At 46.0% G+C, this 17,699-nt stretch carries 27 protein-coding genes; 24 read left to right on the plus strand and 3 right to left on the minus strand.

Translation table 11 applies throughout. The annotated features are described in order from the left end of the window. The first annotated feature begins 1 nt into the window (after position 1). The 5 genes from I8J31_RS19545 to I8J31_RS19565 all read left to right on the plus strand — a co-directional run bounded on the left by I8J31_RS19545 (position 2) and on the right by I8J31_RS19565 (position 2,761). Complete coding sequence (locus tag I8J31_RS19545) at positions 2–313, plus strand: helix-turn-helix domain-containing protein (protein ID WP_199470268.1); 312 nt, start codon at positions 2–4, stop codon at positions 311–313. 36 nt (positions 314–349) lie between these two features. Then, positions 350–781 carry a hypothetical protein gene (locus I8J31_RS19550; RefSeq protein ID WP_199470269.1) on the plus strand — a complete coding sequence of 144 codons (432 nt, stop codon included), beginning with the start codon at positions 350–352 and terminating at the stop codon, positions 779–781. 93 nt (positions 782–874) lie between these two features. Next, a complete protein-coding gene (locus I8J31_RS19555; RefSeq protein WP_199470270.1) occupies positions 875–1,390 on the plus strand; it encodes a hypothetical protein in 516 nt (171 codons plus the stop codon). Next, complete coding sequence (locus I8J31_RS19560; RefSeq protein WP_199470271.1) at positions 1,387–2,538, plus strand: tyrosine-type recombinase/integrase; 1,152 nt, start codon at positions 1,387–1,389, stop codon at positions 2,536–2,538. The genes I8J31_RS19555 and I8J31_RS19560 overlap by 4 nt, the downstream gene beginning before the upstream one ends. Positions 2,539–2,590: 52 nt before the next feature. Beyond that, the gene (locus I8J31_RS19565) at positions 2,591–2,761 is read left to right on the plus strand and encodes a hypothetical protein (protein WP_199470272.1); all 171 of its coding nucleotides are present in this window, start codon (positions 2,591–2,593) and stop codon (positions 2,759–2,761) included. A gap of 107 nt (positions 2,762–2,868) precedes the next feature. Here I8J31_RS19565 and I8J31_RS19570 read toward each other — a convergent pair whose 3' ends face one another. Genes I8J31_RS19570 through radC form a run of 3 tightly spaced genes read right to left on the minus strand, consistent with a single transcriptional unit; the run spans position 2,869 to position 3,942 of the window. Beyond that, complete coding sequence (locus tag I8J31_RS19570; protein ID WP_199470273.1) at positions 2,869–3,135, minus strand: hypothetical protein; 267 nt, start codon at positions 3,133–3,135, stop codon at positions 2,869–2,871. A 7-nt stretch (positions 3,136–3,142) separates the two neighbouring features. Beyond that, entirely contained in the window at positions 3,143–3,460 is a 318-nt protein-coding gene (locus I8J31_RS19575) for a helix-turn-helix domain-containing protein (RefSeq protein WP_199470274.1), read from the minus strand. A gap of 32 nt (positions 3,461–3,492) precedes the next feature. Continuing rightward, positions 3,493–3,942: a RadC family protein gene (radC, locus tag I8J31_RS19580; RefSeq protein ID WP_233402923.1), complete on the minus strand. Its 450-nt coding sequence runs from the start codon at positions 3,940–3,942 to the stop codon at positions 3,493–3,495. 398 nt (positions 3,943–4,340) lie between these two features. Between radC and I8J31_RS19585 the strand changes: the two genes are divergently transcribed. From I8J31_RS19585 to I8J31_RS19675, 19 genes are all read left to right on the plus strand, one after another. Next, positions 4,341–4,634 (plus strand): phage holin family protein, encoded by a 294-nt coding sequence (locus I8J31_RS19585; RefSeq protein WP_199470276.1) that lies wholly within the window; start codon positions 4,341–4,343, stop codon positions 4,632–4,634. Continuing rightward, positions 4,631–5,155: a hypothetical protein gene (locus tag I8J31_RS19590; protein WP_199470277.1), complete on the plus strand. Its 525-nt coding sequence runs from the start codon at positions 4,631–4,633 to the stop codon at positions 5,153–5,155. The genes I8J31_RS19585 and I8J31_RS19590 overlap by 4 nt, the downstream gene beginning before the upstream one ends. Continuing rightward, complete coding sequence (locus I8J31_RS19595) at positions 5,152–5,316, plus strand: hypothetical protein (RefSeq protein WP_199470278.1); 165 nt, start codon at positions 5,152–5,154, stop codon at positions 5,314–5,316. The genes I8J31_RS19590 and I8J31_RS19595 overlap by 4 nt, the downstream gene beginning before the upstream one ends. A 172-nt stretch (positions 5,317–5,488) precedes the next feature. Further along, the gene (locus I8J31_RS19600) at positions 5,489–6,070 is read left to right on the plus strand and encodes a hypothetical protein (protein WP_199470279.1); all 582 of its coding nucleotides are present in this window, start codon (positions 5,489–5,491) and stop codon (positions 6,068–6,070) included. Then, positions 5,973–7,892, plus strand: coding sequence for a terminase gpA endonuclease subunit (locus I8J31_RS19605; protein WP_199470280.1), 1,920 nt, complete (start codon positions 5,973–5,975; stop codon positions 7,890–7,892). Before I8J31_RS19600 ends, I8J31_RS19605 begins: the two co-directional genes overlap by 98 nt. Further along, positions 7,892–8,125, plus strand: coding sequence for a gpW family head-tail joining protein (gene gpW / locus I8J31_RS19610; protein WP_199470281.1), 234 nt, complete (start codon positions 7,892–7,894; stop codon positions 8,123–8,125). Before I8J31_RS19605 ends, gpW begins: the two co-directional genes overlap by 1 nt. Then, positions 8,122–9,477: a phage portal protein gene (locus I8J31_RS19615; RefSeq protein ID WP_199470282.1), complete on the plus strand. Its 1,356-nt coding sequence runs from the start codon at positions 8,122–8,124 to the stop codon at positions 9,475–9,477. Before gpW ends, I8J31_RS19615 begins: the two co-directional genes overlap by 4 nt. Beyond that, entirely contained in the window at positions 9,425–10,534 is a 1,110-nt protein-coding gene (locus I8J31_RS19620; protein ID WP_199470283.1) for a S49 family peptidase, read from the plus strand. The genes I8J31_RS19615 and I8J31_RS19620 overlap by 53 nt, the downstream gene beginning before the upstream one ends. Further along, positions 10,534–10,866, plus strand: coding sequence for a hypothetical protein (locus tag I8J31_RS19625; protein ID WP_199470284.1), 333 nt, complete (start codon positions 10,534–10,536; stop codon positions 10,864–10,866). Before I8J31_RS19620 ends, I8J31_RS19625 begins: the two co-directional genes overlap by 1 nt. A gap of 2 nt (positions 10,867–10,868) precedes the next feature. Further along, a complete protein-coding gene (locus tag I8J31_RS19630; protein WP_199470285.1) occupies positions 10,869–11,858 on the plus strand; it encodes a major capsid protein in 990 nt (329 codons plus the stop codon). A 43-nt stretch (positions 11,859–11,901) separates the two neighbouring features. Beyond that, positions 11,902–12,261, plus strand: coding sequence for a head-tail joining protein (locus I8J31_RS19635; protein WP_199470286.1), 360 nt, complete (start codon positions 11,902–11,904; stop codon positions 12,259–12,261). Next, the gene (locus tag I8J31_RS19640; protein ID WP_199470287.1) at positions 12,258–12,836 is read left to right on the plus strand and encodes a hypothetical protein; all 579 of its coding nucleotides are present in this window, start codon (positions 12,258–12,260) and stop codon (positions 12,834–12,836) included. Before I8J31_RS19635 ends, I8J31_RS19640 begins: the two co-directional genes overlap by 4 nt. Further along, a complete protein-coding gene (locus I8J31_RS19645) occupies positions 12,833–13,348 on the plus strand; it encodes a hypothetical protein (RefSeq protein ID WP_199470288.1) in 516 nt (171 codons plus the stop codon). Before I8J31_RS19640 ends, I8J31_RS19645 begins: the two co-directional genes overlap by 4 nt. Then, a complete protein-coding gene (locus tag I8J31_RS19650; RefSeq protein ID WP_199470289.1) occupies positions 13,348–13,989 on the plus strand; it encodes a phage baseplate assembly protein V in 642 nt (213 codons plus the stop codon). Before I8J31_RS19645 ends, I8J31_RS19650 begins: the two co-directional genes overlap by 1 nt. A gap of 24 nt (positions 13,990–14,013) precedes the next feature. Continuing rightward, positions 14,014–14,211, plus strand: a complete 198-nt coding sequence (locus tag I8J31_RS19655; protein WP_199470290.1) for a hypothetical protein — start codon at positions 14,014–14,016, stop codon at positions 14,209–14,211. Beyond that, positions 14,211–14,570: a GPW/gp25 family protein gene (locus I8J31_RS19660; protein WP_199470291.1), complete on the plus strand. Its 360-nt coding sequence runs from the start codon at positions 14,211–14,213 to the stop codon at positions 14,568–14,570. The genes I8J31_RS19655 and I8J31_RS19660 overlap by 1 nt, the downstream gene beginning before the upstream one ends. Further along, positions 14,542–15,543 carry a baseplate J/gp47 family protein gene (locus I8J31_RS19665; protein WP_199470292.1) on the plus strand — a complete coding sequence of 334 codons (1,002 nt, stop codon included), beginning with the start codon at positions 14,542–14,544 and terminating at the stop codon, positions 15,541–15,543. Before I8J31_RS19660 ends, I8J31_RS19665 begins: the two co-directional genes overlap by 29 nt. Next, positions 15,503–16,165 (plus strand): phage tail protein I, encoded by a 663-nt coding sequence (locus I8J31_RS19670; RefSeq protein WP_199470293.1) that lies wholly within the window; start codon positions 15,503–15,505, stop codon positions 16,163–16,165. Before I8J31_RS19665 ends, I8J31_RS19670 begins: the two co-directional genes overlap by 41 nt. Then, positions 16,152–17,699 (plus strand): phage tail-collar fiber domain-containing protein (locus tag I8J31_RS19675; protein ID WP_199470294.1); only part of this gene is annotated, 1,548 nt, incomplete at its 3' end. The genes I8J31_RS19670 and I8J31_RS19675, both read left to right, overlap by 14 nt.

Genomic DNA, 17,699 nt, shown 5'->3' on the forward strand with positions numbered 1-17,699 from the left:
CATGGCTTTATCTGATCGTTTGACCGAGTTAAGAAAATCTAAAAATATCCCTCTGCAGGTTGTGGCTGACGCGATGAATGTTTCAAAAACACTCATTCATGAGTTGGAAAAAGGCAAAACTAGAAACCCCAAGCTTGCCACTTTGCTGGGGTTGAGTGATTTCTATGGTGTTTCGTTGGATGACTTGGTTGGCTATGTTGGTAATCAAGGGAAGTTGGATGTGGTTAAGGCTTTTGTGAGTAGTGATTCTGTGGCTATTACTCATCAAAGCCTTGGGCAGTACCGTAGCTCTATTCTGCGTCTGTTGTCTTAGTTTTTTCAATCATCGCTGTGAAGCGAGGAGGTCATTATGTTGAATGTTCAAACACCCGCTGCGAGAAGTTGCGACCCAGAAACCAGCCATGCTGCAGCGGATGAGATCACCCAAAGCGGGGCCCGTCAGAAGCAGATGGCGCGCGTGGTGGCCATGGTGCATGAAACTAACGGTTTAACGTCTCGCGAGTTGGCCCATCGCCATGGGGTAGATAGGCACATGGTTGGGCGGCGCTTGAGCGAAGCCGAAACCGCGCAGGAAGTGGAAAAAGGCCCTGCTCGCACCTGTGCTGTTGGCGGTCGTTCGTCGGTGACCTGGTGGGTGAAAGGGTTGGCGCTTGATGATGCTAAAAACATGAGAGACGCTTGGCCTGAATTGGGTGATGAACCTTATAAGGGCGATTTGCAAAAAGATGAAGGTGGTGTAAGGCAAGGGGAATCTGCCAGCGGTCATCATCAGTCTTGGTAATGTTTCCATTTTAAAGGGCGTTCGTTGAGCGCCTTTGTGAATGCTCTCTATCAAACAGAAAACACGTCATCGCTGTGAAGCGAGGAGAATACTATGCGCTGGTTAAATCGTGAGAAAGTCGGTTCGTTGGGTTGGTTGTCTTGGGTCATTATTAATAAGCACCTTGATTCGCTTGTGTCGTCGTCTGCCGATGCGGGTTGGGCGGGTATCAGTAATACGGGCAAGATCTGCGACATGTTGGAGTCTGGCGTTGTGCCGGATTTTGGCGGCGGTGGCGGGTCGAATGAGAAGATGATTCGCGCCATTGAGCAGCTGACTCATAAAGACAGCGGCTATGGGCATCTGTTCGAGTCGTTATCGCCTATGCAACGCTTGTGTTTGTTCTCGGCTGTGTTGGCCGAAGGGCGACCCAATGCGCGGGGCGTGACGCCATCGAACGCGGTGATTGTTGGGACTTTGGCACAGTATGCGGCTGAATTGGGTTTCGAGCAGCGACATTTTACGATGACAGAAAACCGATTCGAGAAGCACGTTTTGCAGGGCAAGACGCGGCTGATTCGGGCGGTGAATGCGGAGATAGAGGCGCTGTCGATTGAGTTGTCTGTATGAGCCGCTTAACTGACACGTCGATTAGGGCGTTTTTAGCGGATAGTGAAAAAGAATGGATGCCCGTTGACTCTCGCCGTGTTGAGTTTCGAGCGAACACGAAGCGAACGGGTGGCACATTTTACGATGTGGTGTACCAGGGTAAACTGAAAAAGCGCACGGTGCTGGGTAAATGGCCGGCTATCTTGGCGGTGGATTTGTTCAAGCGGTTGTCTAAAATTCGCACGGAAGTGATGGCAGGCGAGCGAACAGGGGCGAGGGCCGACTCTATCGGTGATGTGGGTGTGATGCTGTTGTGGTTTTTGGATCATATCGAACAAGATAAATCGTTTTCTACTCGATACGCCGAGAATGCGTACAGTTTTATTCATACGCATTTGATGGGGTGTTTTGAGGGGTTGCCTGTTAAAAAGCTCACTCGTAACGCAGTTTATAAGCGGTTTTATAAAGTCAAACTGGATTCGTTGGCGTTGTCGTCTATTCGCACGATTTGGGGCGTGTTAAAGCGCGCCTGTTCGCTCGCGGCTGAGTATGAGGTGATTGAGTCTAACCCGCTGCGTGACGTGTTGTGGAAGAATTTATCGTCTACGAAAGAGAAGGTGAAGTCAGGTCGGCTCAAGGTGCATCATTTGTCGAGGGTGGCGGATCATATCAACGATGAGCAGGCCAACAGACGCTTATTTTTCATTATGCAGCTTTGCCATGGGACGCGCATCCATGAGACGTGCTTGGTTGAGTGGTCGCATATTTCGCTAGACACGGCTGAATGGTATATCCCTGCTGAAAACACTAAAACGGGGGTCGAGCTGCGCTTGCCTCTGGCGCCGTGTGTGGTGGAGTTGTTGCGCCACGCCAAGGCGCGAGCAAACGGGGCCTATGTGTTTAGCTGTACGGGCAAAAGCCCTGTTGCGGACAGTACCGCGAGCAGCTGGTATAAGGCTTTGCGTAAGCGGGTTGGTGTGTATTTTACGTCTCACGATTTCCGCAAGTTAGCGGACGATTGGTGGATGCATGAGGGGATAGACAGCACGGTTAGGAAGATGTTGATTAACCATTCGCGTGGTAATTTAGAGGGCCGATACGAAAGCCAGTATGCGTGGCCGATCATGACTAAAGCGGTTAGGTCATTGAGTGGTGAAGTGGTTTTATAAAAGCCAATGGCGTTTTTGATGGTATAGTGGCTTTTTGTCATGAGGGGCCGCTATGGAATATCGTTTAGTTGAAGTGGGATCAAGGGATCATCGTCGAGCCGTTTTAGCTATTGAGGAAAGTGTAAATGAACTAGCTCAAAAAGGATGGAGGCCCCAAGGTGGTGTTTCTCATTATGAGAAAGATGAGATGATCTATTATCTGCAGGCAATGATTCTTGAGTGATAGCGCTAGTTCTAGAGAACTATGTGGTATCGGGAGTAGATCTATTCACTGACATTGCTATTGAGTAACAAGGCCCTCATAACGAGGGCTTTTGATTATCAACCTTCTTAACTTTCAGTTAATGAGCGACCTCTAACGCGGCTAACTTCATACTTAAGTTCTTCTGCCTTATCAAGGCATTGATTTAGTGCTGCTGCCCATTCTTCAGGGGTTGGTTCTTTGATTGATGGGTTGGTTGATAGGTTTAGCATTTTCATCTGGTTACTACCATCTAACAAATTGACTGTATGGAGGCACTTGCCACCGCCCAAATCCCCGCCAAGCAGTGAGGCAATTTTTAATGTGTCATTTAGATCGATGCATGCCTTTCTCATTTTTTAATTACTCCTCTACTTTTACTATTCCTGTTTCGATAAGAAGCAGGCGCCACACGCTGTATGGGATTTTTCTGTGTTCTGTTTTGCCTTCTTCAGTCTCCCATTTTCTTATAGTCTGAGAGCCTTTGCCTTCCTTGAATGTTGCGCCAACCAGTTTGGCAACATCAATTTGAGAAAGCTCTAGATAAAGTCTGATGGCTTTTATTTCGTCGGGTGATGGATAAACAAAGCCTTCATGATAGCGGTTAAAACACCCTTTTTCGTGAAGTTTTTGAACTGGGTTTTCACATCCAGATAAGTACGTTTTTCTGTCTTCGCTCATAATACATTGCGGGGTTTCCCCCGCACCTCTTATTAAATTAATCCACGTTCGGCTAGGCTAACAGTTCCTTCAGTACCCACTACAAAATGATCAAGTAAGCGAATATCAATGATGTCTAACGCTGCTTTGATTTTTGCGGTGATCGCTATATCAGCCTGACTTGGTTCAGGTATGCCGCTAGGGTGGTTATGAGAAAGAATGATCGCCGCTGCGTTTTCTTTCAATGCCACTTTTAACACTTCGCGAGGATATACTGCGGCTGAATCGATTGTTCCCATAAACAAATTAATGTCTTTTAGAAGTCTATGCTGTGTATCCAGTAGAAGTACTTTGAATACTTCGCGATCATTGGTAACCAGTGAGAACTTCAAATAATTTTTCACATTATCAGCGCTTGAAAAAACAACAGGGTCTTTTTTTGCCTTTGATTTAATGATGGCTGCAGCATGATTGATAACATTTAATTCGGAAGGTGAAAACATATCTATTTCCTTTCTATGGTCATGGGACATTCCCCGACCTGCAAAGATACTATACCGCCCCAATGGGGCGGTGTAAATGCCTTTTAGTGATTTTTATTGATTTATTTCCTTTTATTTTCCGTCACAAAGCCGTTACGAGCGTTTTTATTTATTGTTGATAATCCTAATGTTTACGCCGCCTGTAGCCCATAAAATCCAGCTTTCATTCAAGAAGATTGAATTTGTTTTTCTCGCGCGAAAGGCTTGCGAGGGGGGAAGTTAGCGGTTAGATTATGTTCATGCTCTGAAAATTGTGTTTGAAGAGCAACCAACTATATAAGCCCTGCCAGTGTGCGGGGCTTTTTCATTTCTAGACCTCGCTGATGCGGGGTTTTTTCGTTTCTGGATAGGACTCTTTTATGAAAATGGTGCCAGACGAGCTATTACAAGCCGTGGTTTTTGTTTTTGTGGGAGTTCTTGGGGGTGCTGTGAAATATCTTCGCTACTTTCAGCAGCAAGCCGTTAAATTTTCGCTTGTTCATATGATGGCTGACGTTTTGACAGGCGGTTTTCTTGGAATGCTGACTGTGTTTTTAGGTCAGTGGCTTGGCATGGAGCCAGCTGCTACGGGCTTTATGGCTGGCGTTGCGGGGTTGATGGGCGGTGAAGCGATAAAGCTATTTATTGAGCGGTTTAAGAGGGTGTTGTCATGAGCTTAAACCTTTCTCAATTCCGTGAATATGTTGTCATTCCTGCGTTAAGCCAGTTAAGCGGCATTAGCTATTCGTTGGCAGCTGATCAATTGGTAATGGGTACACTCGCTCAAGAATCCCATGGGACATACATCAAGCAACTTGGAAAAGGCCCAGCAATGGGGCTATTTCAGATGGAGCCAGCCACACACGCTGATTTATGGCTTAACTTCATTCAGTTCAGGCGGCCTATTCAAAATTCATTACTGGTGATGACGTCAGATAGTGTAGATGAAAAGTACGTTTCTGATGGATTCCCAGACCATAACGCATTGGTTTGGAATAACCGATACGCTGCGGCAATGTGTCGAGTTCACTATTACCGAGTTAAATATGCATTACCTAAAGCCAATAATATCAAGGCTTTGGCGCAATATTGGAAAGACTATTACAACACTGTTCACGGTGCAGGCACTGCTGAAGAGTTTATTAAACACTTTCCATACGACCTGTATGGATTAGATGAGGAGAAATACGCATGAGCACTATATTTCTAGCAATACTCAAAACATTACTAACCAAGCTAGTGACTGAAAAGGTTTTGATCTCTGTCACTCTGCATGTCGCGGAACATCTGGCTAAGAAGAGTACCAATAAGCTTGATGACCAGCTTGTAGCGGACGTTAGGAAGGCTTTAGAGTAAAACTTGGTTATTTTTCCAATTTGGCGCTAATTTAAGGAAAAGGTACTCCCTATGGGGGCCTTTTTATTGCGGGTCAAAGACTCGCGGCCTCGCAGAATTTTTTTAGAAATTAGCATCTATTTCCCTTTCCTAGTTTTTCATACTTTTTTGATGTTTTTGAGAGCGTTTATCGATGAGCACGGTCGCGGCACTTTCACGAGCATTGGGTGTTTCAGATCGTACTGTTAGAAATCACATAAAAGATGGCTACGCTTTGGTTTTTCTGGGCTCTGGGAAAATTGACGTTGAAAAATCTGTTCACTCTTATGTGAAATTTCAGTCAGAAATGCTTCGTCAAATGAAGGCGAATCAGGGAAGGGCGATTGTAGGAAGCAGTGGAAACACAAAACCGCTAAAAACCTACGAAGATTGGAAAAGAGAGAAGGAAAAACAAGGTGCCATAAAGCTGCGTTTGCAGAACCAGCGAGACGCGGGTGAGTTGATCCCTGTCGATGCGATGTTCGAGCTTTATAACTCGCCGCTATCTGCTGTAAAAAACAAACTTCTCGATTTATCAAATCAGATTCAGAAGAGGGTTTCGTTAACGCCTAAAGAAGTCGCCTTGGTTGATGATGTTATTCGAGATGCTCTTGCGCGATTAGATGGAAAAGGTCTCGATGAATTACTCCCTCTTATCACAGAAATTATTGAGCGGCATTCAAAGTACCATCGTTCCTCCGATGATGATGCCGATCATACCGTGGGCGAAGAGTAACGAAAATCCCGACGCGCAAATTTATCCACCTAAATCTTTCCAGCGCGCTTGGCAGTTGGCGTTTGAATCGCCACTGGTAGAGAAAGTTGTTTTATTAAAAAGTGCGCGTGTTGGTTATGCGATTTTTTTAAACACGATTGTTGCTTGGATCATCGTTAATGATCCTGACAACATTATGATTGTTCAGAATACCTTTACTGATGCTGAAAAGTTTGCCACTAGCGAAGTGGGTAAGGTTTTTGCGCATTGCTCGCCTGTTCGTGAGCGCATGATTGGAAAAAATACCCTTACTGAAAAAAGCTTTTTTGGCGGCGAAATAATCGTCGTGTGGGCAACATCACCCAGCAGCTTCAGAATGTCGACAATAAAGTATTTGTTGATGGATGAGGTGTCGGGCTATCCCGACGATGTGGGTAAAGAAGGCGACTCTGTTGATTTAGCGATCACTCGTACAGAGAGTGAGGGTCGTCGAAAAATTGTTTTAGGGTCTACGCCCAAAGAAGCGGGAACCTGCAAAATAACCCGTGAATTTTTACTGACAGATCAGCGCTATTTATATGTGCCTTGTCCGCATTGCCATGTAAAACAGCGTTTAAAGTTAGAAAACTTAAGGTACACAGCAGGCAAGTATAAAGACGCTCATTTTGTTTGCACTCATTGCACCAAGAAAATTCAGGAACACCATAAGTTTAATATGGTGGAAGCTGGCGAATGGCGAGCAACACGAGATTTTGAATGTTGCGGCGTACATCAATCGCCTGAAAAGTGGGATGAGTCAGGGTCTGCTCTTTGTTGTAAATGTAATGAACCTGGCGATCGAAACGAGCGTGGAAAAATAGACGCTGGTTTTCATATTTGGTCAGCGTATAACGACAACCCTAACACCTCGCTACCATCGATTGCGGCTGAATACGAAAAGGCAAAAAAAGACCCTAGAAAAATGCAATCCTTCATGAATACGAAGGTGGGTGTTGCCTATTCTGATGCTTCGCGGGCACACCAACTTAATAACTTTGAAGCGCTTTATCAGCGGCGCGAATACTACTCCCCATTGGAGCGATTGCCAGAGCAAACGCGCTGCGTATTAGCCACTGTCGATACGCAAAAGAACCGCTTCGAATATCATATTTGGGCTATTGGCGAGCGGGAGGAAATCTGGGCTGTTGATTACGGTCAGGTCCATGGTGACCCAGAAGACATTGCCACTCAGAAAAGTTTGATCCATCAACTTGAAAAAGAATTTACCTTGTCTGATGGGCGATCTATTGGCGTGTTTGCTGCTGCGATGGACTGTAACGGCCATGCATGGAAGGCCATGTTGGAATTCTGTGCGCCTTACCAAGGTTGGATCTTTGCTATTCGTGGTGAGTCGAGTTCGAAGACAAAATTCAAACCTGAATTCACCCTGACTTTTAAAGTTCATCCAGAAGCTAAGTGTGAATATCGAAGCCTTAATGTCCACCAATTAAAAAACCGCGCGGCTGAGCGTTTAAACAACGAGAAGCCGGGGAAAAACTATATCCACTTTCCATTCGATGATGTGTTCGATTTGGTTTATTTCCAAATGCTTACTGCTGAAGAATTAAAGGGCAGCGGTAGCAATGTGGTGTGGGATAAAAAAGCCGGTCAAAAACGAAATGAACCATGGGATTTGTTGGGCTACGTGATTTGGCTTTGTGACTTTATGCGACCAGAAATTAAGGCGGCTACGCCTTCTGAGCCGCTTGGTTTGATCGATCCACGAAGCAACAAAATACCAGATGACATCGCCGATGTTGAGTATGGCGATTACTACGAAACGTCAGATTATGGAGACTACTAATGCCGATCTATTCTACTGACGACAACCTCGCCATCGTTCAGCAGGCAATCACTGATCTGGTGCAGGGAAAGCGCAAGGTTCGCGTGGAGTACACCAACCCGCAAGGGGGGCGTACAGCGATGCAATATACCGAAGTGAGTTTGGCTGAATTGCGCGCGTTAGAACGCCAAATGATCAGTGATTTGAAGGTTGTTCCATTGATGCAAAGTGTCGATGTCGAGGTGATATTTTGAGTTATTCTAGCGCTGCTAAATCGCCCCTTTTTAAGGGGGCTGAGCTGCATGATAACGAGAAAAGCGAAAATGCTTTAATCAAAGAAATCAGCGCCAGCCATCACTTAATGCGAAACAATCCGTTACTGCGGGTTGGCGCTACGCGCTTTCGAGCCAGTTGCATTGGTGGTGGAGCGAAGCCTGTTTTCGATCCAGCGTTATTCAGTGATGCTTTCATCAAGAGCTTTAATGAATGGACCCTGTATTGCGACTTTTATGAAAACACCAACTTTGCAGGGGTTCAAGCCTTAGCCGTTATTACGATGCTAATGGAAGGTGGTGCTTTTATTGTTCGCCGCCGCACTATGCATCCTATGCCACTGCAAATACAGGTTGTTAGCATATTAAGTTTGGCGATTGATTTAGAAGTAACGGGGACGAGTAGTTATGTTCGTGGCGGGATTATGTACGCCAAGAACGGGAAAATTAAGAAATACGCTTTTTATAAACTGCCTCGCGACCATCCAGAATTTGATGAAGATTCGGTGAACTGGTTACCCGCTGAAGATGTTATTCATCTTCGCGATGTTGTTCATGCTTCGCAAAGTACCGCCCAACCTTGGGTTTCACCCGGTGCCGACTTCGCTAAGCAGTACCAAGACAATCAAACTGTCGAGATTAAATCTCGAATGAAGCGAATTGGTCAGCAAGTCTTTGCGTTAAAAGATTCAGACGTTAGCCAAACCGTAGGTGCTCCAAACAGTCAGAAGACTACTGAAAAGTTGGTTCATCATGCGGGCGGCGTCACCTTTTTGAATGGCGTAAAAGAGGTAAAAACCGCGTCACCTGCCGAGATAGCGGGTAATTATCAAGAGCATAACAATCAAGTATTGCGAATGATCGCAGGGTTGCTTGGTATTACTTACGAAATGCTAACGGGCGATTTAACGCAAGTTAACTATTCCAGCATTCGAGCCGGAATGATTAATCATCGTCGCTTTGTTGGGCAGCTTCGAGACATCGTTTTAGAGCCGGGCTTTAATCGAATTATCGGTTGGTTCATTGACGCTTTTCATGTTGGAACAACGGAAATTTTACCGGACTACTTTGAAAATCCTTATGCCTATCTTGATCCAACTTGGATCTGGCCAGAGTGGGAAGAAATCGACCCATTGAAAGCTGCGAAAGCGTTGGTGCTAGAGGTTCAAGGGCATATCAAGTCTTTGGAAGAGGTGTCAAATGGGCGCGGTACAACACTGGATAAGCATTTAGACAGTATTCAGCGCAGCCAACAAGCAAAACAATCTAGAGGTATAGACGATGCGGCATCTGGTTCAGATGATGACGAAAGCACCGATGATGATGACGATTGACGCTCATCAGGCGGGTCTTGAATCAATTAACCAGTTCTACCTAAACCCCAATCTTTTCATGGGTGGGGAGTCGGTAGAACGAAAAGACACATTTTGTGACCTCTCCGTGTTTGGCCCGACGTCACACCGTTTTAATGGGTTAGATGCGAACTGTAACGAAGTGCTTTCGTATCGAGCGTTGAGAGAAAGCCTTCTCATTTTTGCTCGCGATGACTCAGTAAACAGAATCTTTATAGAATTCGACGGCCCCGGTGGTGAGGCGAGCGGTTGCTTTGATTTGGCCGCTCTAATCAAAGAGATTGGTGCGATAAAACCTGTCATTGGCTTTATTAATGGCAATTCTTTTTCTGCAAATTACGCCTTGGCCAGCGCTTGTACTGAGCTGTATATCAGCCCTTACAGTATGGCGGGTTCAATCGGTGTGATTTTTGGGCGGTATGAAATTCATGAAGATAGAGAGAAAGTCACTTACTTCACAACAGGTGAAGCAAAAGCGGATGGTTCGCCCTACGTCGAATTAACTGACGCAGAAAGCGCTCGCCACCAAAAAATGGTCAATGAGCTGGGTGAATCATTTTTTAATTTGGTCGCTCATAACCGAGGTGTTGATGCAGCTAAAGTAAAAGCTTTGCAGGCTGGATTGTTCAGCGCAAGCGCATTTCTTGCCCACGGCTTAGTCGACGGCATAAAAACAGAGGAGGAGATTAAAACCATGATGACCGATTCAAAACACAAAAGAATTGTTGATCAGATGAATGCCAGTCATGCGGCTGAAATGTCAGCTTTATCTGCGCAGGTAATTGAACTGCAAGGTTCGGTTGCGAAGCAGGAAGAAGGGCATCAAGCGCTGGTTAAAAAAATTAACCAACTATCTCAGTCGGCAGGTGTTCCTGAAATGGCAGGTCAGCTTATTGAAGATGGTGTCAATGAAGAGGTTGCCGCATCAAAGCTAAAAGCTGCAGCGGCCCAAAAAGACGAAGAAATTTCATTAACCAGCGGGTTGGATTCTCATTCAAGTGAGAGTTTCAACATGCAGCAACTGATTGAGGATGCATAATGCAGGAAATTACAAATCAAGTCTCCGAGTCGTTAATTCTTCTCTGGTCCCATGAGCGTGGTGAGATGAGCATTAAGCAAATCGATGCCGCCGCTACCCAACCAGATTGGACTATCGTCAATAAAGAAGGCGCCGCTATCGATATAACCGTTGCTGAATACGATGGCAGTGATGCCTATGGTATTCACGCCGGAAATGGAAAGGTTTACTGGGCCAATTCGGTTTTCAACTCGCTGTATATTGCGTGGCCGGAAACCATTACACCTCCAGTAAAAGCGCTGATCACAGCACAGCTTGAGAAAGCATTTATCGTTATTAAAGAGGGGTCATAATAATGCCATCTGAAATTTTTGATCATGAAGCGTTCTCGCTAACGTCGTTGACGACGGGGTTCAATGCATCGGTACACACTGATGCCGCAGTCTTAAATATGTTCACGGTGGAAAACGTCGAAAACCGCACAGTGATGATTGTGAAGTCTGGACAGCAGCTTCAAGTCTTGATGCCAGGTGAAATTGGCCAGAATCCAAACATCGACGAACACGATGCAGAAAGCGCCGTTCCTGTGCGTTTGATTCGTTATCCGTTTGATACGCGCATTGTTCCTAGTGACCTGTCACGCATCAGCTCATTACGCGATAAGAAGATCAAAGCACAAGAGCTTGCGTCTTTGGTGAAAAGCCAGATGAGCAAGCATAAAGACAACCATCGCTATACCGCAGCCTATACCGCGTACTCCGCGTTAAAAGGCAAAGTGAAAAACAAGAAAGGCACAGTGCTGATCAACTTGTTTGATGTCTTGGGTGTAGATGAACGTAAGTTGGATTTGAAGCTGGGAACGGCAGGAACCAATGTGCCAACCTTACTCAAAGGGCTGCGCAAAGCCACTGTGGACAATGCGAAAAAGCATGGTCACCTGACGTTGCTGGGTGTCGAGTGCCGTGTTGGTCAGGAATTGATTGAACGAATTCTCAACCACGCGAGCATTAAAGCGTTTTACAGTGAAGAAATTCACGCAAAACGTGTGGTGGCCTTCGCGGATGATCCAAGCCAGATCAATATTTGCGGTATTAAGTTTGTTTCTGACGAAGCCGACGAAGTAGCCACTAAAGGCGCGAGTTACCCTCTGGGTGTGAAAGGCTTGTTTGGTATGTTGCGTGCGCCAGCTGATGTGCTGCATGCCAGCTCAGCCAAAGGCCGTGAGTGTCACATCACGACAAAAGAGCTGGATCATGACGAAGGTTTAGAAATCCGCTCCCGAGCGATCTATTTACCTATTGCACGTGATCCTTCCTTGCTAGCAGAAATCTACAGCTCTAATTAATCTACCTTCTCCTAATTTCTTATCTTTTCCTTATGAGGCGCTTATGAATCTCAGTCATCGTGCTGTCTTGGAAGCGCTGAAATCGGATGTAGACGAGGAATTTGGGCAAGAGGTTATATGGACATCAGACGATGGGCAGTCTGAAGTATTAACAGGGACGTTCTCGTTTGTTGATGAGGAAGTTGCGGCAAAATCAAAAACGAATAAAGTTGGGCAGCTTCATGTTGATGTTGTCTCGGCCACTTTTTCTGTCGAGCCTAGCGCTTGCCTTTGCAAGTCTGGGGATCGTTTAGATATTGAAGGGGTTTCTTATTTGATTTTGCCGTTTCATCAAAGCGAGTTTGAAATTGTGCTTCCGTTAAAAGTAACTAAAGACAAATCACATAGTTGGCGAAATTCGTGAATATAGAAATTGACTTGGGTGAAAGCGTTGCAGAGCTTGAGGCTGATTTGGCACTTTCGATTAGTCAATTACAAAAAGCGGTTTCACGCGCATTAAAGAAAGTCGCAAGGTGGCTGGAAACGCATTCTAAGCGAGAGCTAGGGGTTGCTTTAGGTGTTCCTCAGCGGGTATTGGAAGCACGATATTACAAAACCTTTTACATGAAAAACGACCAGCGATCAGTCAGTCTTTGGTTTGGTCTTGAGCCAATTTCTGCGCAAGCATTTGGCAAGCCGGTGCAAACAGATGTGGGCGTGAAAGTCGGCAAGCATCATTTCATAGGGGCGTTTATGGCTACTATGAAAAACGGTCATGCAGGTATATTTAAGCGAAAATATGAATATGGCAGCAAGCGAACAAAGCGCATAAAACGCCCTGATGGTCAATGGACTGAGCTTCCTATTGAAGAGGTTCGCTTTCCCATTAATGAAATCGCACGGCCAATAATTGAGCGTTATTACGTTCGGGCCGAGGCGCGTTTCAAACAACTATTGAAGCAAGAAATCAATTTTGTCATGAATGTAGAGGGCGCATGAATATCAATTTGACCGATGTGCATGACGCTATTATAGCGGCATTAAAAGATAGATTCTTAAAGGTGACGGTGGACAGCTATAACCCAACACAGCATCTTTCGAGTTTGGCGCCTGCGTGCTTATTGGACATAGAAGAGCTGCCTAAATCCCCTGATGTTGGAGACGGTCGTTACCCTGTTCAAGCGCGTTTTTCCATTCATTGTGTTTTAGGAATGGAAGTAGAGAATTTACAAATAGAACTGAGGGAGTTTGCTGTCGCCGTGTCTCAGTTCGTTTATGAAAATGGTATTTGGATTAGCGGCTCGGTATTAGAAAAGCCGCTCGATATTGAAGCGTACCCCGGTAACTTTCGTAAAGATACGCGCCATGGCTTTGATTCATTCGTAGTGAGCTGGTCGCAAAAACTGTATTTGGGCGCGTCAACTTGGCAGCCTGACAATGTTCGTGATGGCATTCGAGTTGCGACCAATGCAAACGATGAAAATGATTTATCTGAGTATAGAGAAATTTGATGCGCCAGCTTATTGAATCCCTTGTTCGAGATATGTTGAATCCATACCTGGAGCGAATAGAAGAGCTGAGCGATGAAACCGAAGACCTTCGCCGTCGTCAGCAGAATATGATTCGTCTTGGGTATGTGAGTGAAGTTCACGAATCGGGCTTTTTAGTTCGAATCAAGCACGGTGAGCTGGAAACGCCTTTTATTCGTTGGTTTTCATCAGCAGCGGGTGAAACGCGAGACTATCGCTGCCCATCTGTGGGTGAACAAGCGGTGCTGTTGAATTATGGCGCTGGGAATAGTGGTGCTCAAACGGTCGCTTTGATCGGTTTATTTAGTGATAACTTTCCGGCTCCAAGTGCTGATCCTGACGAAATTGTGCGCTGTTACCCTGATGGCTCTATTGTTTCCTACCATGCTACTAACCATGTTTTTACATTGGATATTAAGGGGGATGCTGTCATTGATATAGAGAAATCAGCCACGGTTAATGTGGGGGATTCTGCCTCTGTTACTGCAGGCGGCGAGGTTACGGTTGACGGCAGTATGATTAAGTTAAACGGCGGTACGGGAGTGGTGACTGGTGCACATAAATGCATGATTACCGGATTGCCTCACGCCGATTGCTCATCCAGCGTAACCGCTGCTAAATAAGTATTCAAATATAGCGAGGTGAGTATGGCGTTAGATCCAGAGGTGCTTGCAAAAGACATTGAAGATGCCATGGCCGCTAGAGGTTTTTCACCATTGGCTGATAAAGCGGCAGGCCACGATTGGTGGTTAGCGTTTGCTGAAGGCATTGTTAATCACATTACTCAGAATGCAGAGGTTCCTGTTGCGACAGGCTCTTCTGCAGGAAGTTATAAGGTGACTTGATGATAGGGATCGATAGAAAAACAGGGCGAAAGATCGAAGGCTTTGATCAGCTTGTTAGCCGTATTGCTCAAGTGATGACCACTCCTAAAGTGGGTCGTGCAAAGCGTCCAAGTTTTGGCTGTCATGTTCGTGACTATATGAGTGCGAATATGTCAGACAGTATGATAATTCGTCTTCAGTCTGCCGCTATTGCGGCCTTTTATGAGCCCATTAATGGCTTAACCGATTTTGTGCCTTCTCGATGCGTAGCGCAGCGATTATCTGATGGCTTAGCTTTGTATTTTGAGGGGAAATGGAATGGGCAGAGTATTAAATTTGAGGTGCCATTAGATGTTTCCCCATCAGAACCCATTACCTAAACCCGATATTATTACCACTCCCAATTTTGATGCGCTCTTTGAAAATGTAAAAAATAGCGTGTTGAATTACTTATCAGAAAATGCACCGGCTGATGTGGCGGGTGTAGCAGAGACGTTTGAAAATGAAGCGGAGCTGTTAACCAAATTTACAGAAGCTTTTACTGTCATTTTGCAAAGCCATTTTAGGCAAATGAATGCCCAAGCTTTGCAGATGTTTGGCATGTACGCGACCGATGATGGCATGGTGGACCTTATCGCCAGTCAACTGGGCGTAGAGCGTCAAATATTAGATGAAGGTGATCCGAGCGCTTTTCCACCCGTTCCGCGAACAGTAGAGAGTAACGATGCACTGTTGACTCGTTACTATCTCGCCGCTTATGCGCTGGCCACGACTGGAACTCGTTCAGGGTATCGTTATAACGCCATGACATTGGGTGGACGGCCAAAAGTGACAGTGGAAAGCCCTACCGATAAAAAGGTGGTGGTGACTTATGAATTTGATTCCCATGACATGGCAGGACAGACAAAAGACGCCCAAGCGAGGCAAGTGTCACCTGGTGTGGTCGACTGTTTTATTTTGTCTCACACTAGCAATGGACTGCCCGATTTAAGTCTTATTGAAGCCACTCAGGCTTACATGGAGCGCGATGATATTGCTCAAGAAACGGATTTATTGACAGTTAAAGCACCTACTATCCAATCGTGGTCTTGTACTGCTGATCTGTATATTCGTTCGGGTTCTGATGTTGTTGCCGCACAAGAAATCGCTGAAAAGGCAGTTCAGGACTATGCCGATCAGCAGCATCGCCTTGGCGGCAGTATCGAGCCCTCTATGTTGTACAGCGTCTTGTTGAAAACCACGGGGTCGCACAGAGGGGATTTGGTTTCGCCAGCGGCACCCATTCGCTGCAACTATGATGAGGCGCCTTACATTGACACAATCCAAATTACCGTCAGGACTGAAAGCCTATAGCGTTTTACCTGATAACCGCAGTCCATTAGAGCGGGCGCTTGAGCTGGCTTTAAGTGAATCACTCTATTCAATAGATCATCCTTTCCCTGAATTACTAAACGCACAGAGCACTACTGTTGAGGCTGTTGCCCCTTTGGGTATTGACCATCAAGTGCCTGTGTGGGATCGGGAGGACTCCGAAGCAGTAAAGCGTGATCGTGTTGAGCATGCGTGGCGAAATCGTCAGAAAAGCGGCACACGTTCGGGTTTTCTGGATTCGTTACAGCAAATGGGTTTCGGCTCTGAAGTCACGCCGTGGTTTAAGCTCTCGCCTGTTGCTGCTCCATATTTTTTTCAAGTCTGGGTCTATTGCTCTGATCGAGTGTTAACGCCAGAAATCAATACTCGCATTGATGAACTCTTAATTGAGATGAAATCAGAGCGAGATACTTATGAACTTAATCTTGCCAGAGAATCGATAGCGACTCCCAAAATGGCGGTTGCTGCGGAAATTGGCGTCACAATAACTTCTTATCCCTATTCTCCTGAAGGGGGTGATTCGACATCGCTAAACTTCATCGGCACAGCGCAACATCTAAGAATTATTTCCACATCGGAGCCTGCTTACAATGAGCGACTATAGAACTTATATCACTGAAACGGGCTTCGGCTTGGAACGTGATGCAAAATTTAACAATACCCATGTAGATCATGCCGTCTTGGTGATTGGGGATGGTGCTTTACCTGATGCCGATTCGCCAGCCGCCCAAACGGATTTGGTAAATCAAATTCGATCTTATGCCATCACGATAGAAAAGGACCCAACTGATACGAACGTCTGGATAGCGCGAGCAGAAATTCCCGCGAGCGATGGTGGATTCACTATCCGCGAGGCAGGTATTAAAACAGCGGCAGGTGATCTTTATGCCTACGCCCGTCAAGCGGGTGACTATAAGCCTCTTTTAGAAGAGGGGCAGGGTAAAAGCTACACCATTCGATTAAAGTTTGTACCGGGTAACGCTGATGCGATTCAGATCAAAATTGATCCATCCGTGCAGTTTGCCACACCTACGGATTTGGGGAATGCAGTAAGTGAGCATGAAAATAAAACCAATCCTCACGGCCAGTATCAACTTAAATCTGATGCAGATGCTTCGGTAGATAAAGTTACCGCTGATATTTTATCTACAAATCAGGCCCTGTCTGATGCTGGATCAATGATAAATATACTCAAATCTCAACTTACCAGTAGCTTTGGGAAAAGCGTTGTTTCTGAGCCTGCTTTCAGGATAGATACTGGAACACTGAAAGTTTACGCGGATTTAAGTGTTGGTGTTAACGGAGAGTTTTACCAGTATTCAGAAGGCACTGAATTAGTATTGCCAACAATGTCACTTGGCACGGATTACGCGATTTACGCAACACCAGATGGTCTGGTTGTTTCTGCAAACTTCACGGTGCCAGATGGCTACACAGCATTAACGTCACGCCGCGTTGGTGGTTTCCATTATCAAGATGGCGTGATCAATGAATACTCTATTTATGACGTTAAATACAAGCCAGGTGTGCGCGACCCGCGAGGGATGGCGCGATCCCCTATGGGGATCTGGGCAGACATTTATCTCCTCAACACAGCACCCGACATCAATGGCACAAGCGCCTATAACGTCACCATTGCAGATGGATCAAGTCCGCCAAAAGTGCCGGTAATCTGGGGCGGCGATGGCACGGCTCAGTATGATGATTTTAGTCAATACACCGCTTCTCGGGTATTGGCTGCATACGGTAAGCGACCGCCAATTTCGCATGAGTTTGAGCAATTGGCGTTTGGCAGTGTTGATGGTTATGCAGTTAGCACAGATCCAGCCACAACACAATATGATGCATCAACCACATCAATGATCGGATGCGTTGGTGTCTCGGGCGTTGCGTGGCAATGGGGTTTTGAACGCTGGGATCGCGGCAACGGATCGAGTGGCTACGTATGGTATGAGGCTGACACAAATGGAGAGGGTCAGGTTTATACAGCAGGCTCGTCAGGTGTCGGAGCCTCGCTGTTTGGCGGCTATTGGGGTGAGTCCGGCTATGCCGGTTCCCGCGCGTCGTCCTGGCGCCTTGAGCCGTGGTCCTCGAGCAACTACATCGCGGCCCGTGGCGTCTGTGACCACTTTGAATCT

The organism is Marinomonas transparens, assembly GCF_016463975.1.
Taxonomy (GTDB): domain Bacteria; phylum Pseudomonadota; class Gammaproteobacteria; order Pseudomonadales; family Marinomonadaceae; genus Marinomonas; species Marinomonas transparens.

What these genes read in the sequence shown, in the direction of transcription:
- radC (WP_233402923.1), bottom strand. Translation starts at nt 3,942, where the DNA reads ATGTTTTCACCTTCCGAATTAAATGTTATCAATCATGCTGCAGCCATC.
- I8J31_RS19590 (WP_199470277.1), top strand. Translation starts at nt 4,631, where the DNA reads ATGAGCTTAAACCTTTCTCAATTCCGTGAATATGTTGTCATTCCTGCG.
- I8J31_RS19585 (WP_199470276.1), top strand. Translation starts at nt 4,341, where the DNA reads ATGAAAATGGTGCCAGACGAGCTATTACAAGCCGTGGTTTTTGTTTTT.
- I8J31_RS19550 (WP_199470269.1), top strand. Translation starts at nt 350, where the DNA reads ATGTTGAATGTTCAAACACCCGCTGCGAGAAGTTGCGACCCAGAAACC.
- I8J31_RS19630 (WP_199470285.1), top strand. Translation starts at nt 10,869, where the DNA reads ATGCCATCTGAAATTTTTGATCATGAAGCGTTCTCGCTAACGTCGTTG.
- I8J31_RS19645 (WP_199470288.1), top strand. Translation starts at nt 12,833, where the DNA reads ATGAATATCAATTTGACCGATGTGCATGACGCTATTATAGCGGCATTA.
- I8J31_RS19655 (WP_199470290.1), top strand. Translation starts at nt 14,014, where the DNA reads ATGGCGTTAGATCCAGAGGTGCTTGCAAAAGACATTGAAGATGCCATG.
- gpW (WP_199470281.1), top strand. Translation starts at nt 7,892, where the DNA reads ATGCCGATCTATTCTACTGACGACAACCTCGCCATCGTTCAGCAGGCA.
- I8J31_RS19600 (WP_199470279.1), top strand. Translation starts at nt 5,489, where the DNA reads ATGAGCACGGTCGCGGCACTTTCACGAGCATTGGGTGTTTCAGATCGT.
- I8J31_RS19665 (WP_199470292.1), top strand. Translation starts at nt 14,542, where the DNA reads ATGTTTCCCCATCAGAACCCATTACCTAAACCCGATATTATTACCACT.
- I8J31_RS19660 (WP_199470291.1), top strand. Translation starts at nt 14,211, where the DNA reads ATGATAGGGATCGATAGAAAAACAGGGCGAAAGATCGAAGGCTTTGAT.
- I8J31_RS19575 (WP_199470274.1), bottom strand. Translation starts at nt 3,460, where the DNA reads ATGAGCGAAGACAGAAAAACGTACTTATCTGGATGTGAAAACCCAGTT.
- I8J31_RS19555 (WP_199470270.1), top strand. Translation starts at nt 875, where the DNA reads ATGCGCTGGTTAAATCGTGAGAAAGTCGGTTCGTTGGGTTGGTTGTCT.
- I8J31_RS19635 (WP_199470286.1), top strand. Translation starts at nt 11,902, where the DNA reads ATGAATCTCAGTCATCGTGCTGTCTTGGAAGCGCTGAAATCGGATGTA.
- I8J31_RS19545 (WP_199470268.1), top strand. Translation starts at nt 2, where the DNA reads ATGGCTTTATCTGATCGTTTGACCGAGTTAAGAAAATCTAAAAATATC.
- I8J31_RS19595 (WP_199470278.1), top strand. Translation starts at nt 5,152, where the DNA reads ATGAGCACTATATTTCTAGCAATACTCAAAACATTACTAACCAAGCTA.
- I8J31_RS19605 (WP_199470280.1), top strand. Translation starts at nt 5,973, where the DNA reads ATGAATTACTCCCTCTTATCACAGAAATTATTGAGCGGCATTCAAAGT.
- I8J31_RS19620 (WP_199470283.1), top strand. Translation starts at nt 9,425, where the DNA reads ATGCGGCATCTGGTTCAGATGATGACGAAAGCACCGATGATGATGACG.
- I8J31_RS19625 (WP_199470284.1), top strand. Translation starts at nt 10,534, where the DNA reads ATGCAGGAAATTACAAATCAAGTCTCCGAGTCGTTAATTCTTCTCTGG.
- I8J31_RS19565 (WP_199470272.1), top strand. Translation starts at nt 2,591, where the DNA reads ATGGAATATCGTTTAGTTGAAGTGGGATCAAGGGATCATCGTCGAGCC.
- I8J31_RS19650 (WP_199470289.1), top strand. Translation starts at nt 13,348, where the DNA reads ATGCGCCAGCTTATTGAATCCCTTGTTCGAGATATGTTGAATCCATAC.
- I8J31_RS19570 (WP_199470273.1), bottom strand. Translation starts at nt 3,135, where the DNA reads ATGAGAAAGGCATGCATCGATCTAAATGACACATTAAAAATTGCCTCA.
- I8J31_RS19560 (WP_199470271.1), top strand. Translation starts at nt 1,387, where the DNA reads ATGAGCCGCTTAACTGACACGTCGATTAGGGCGTTTTTAGCGGATAGT.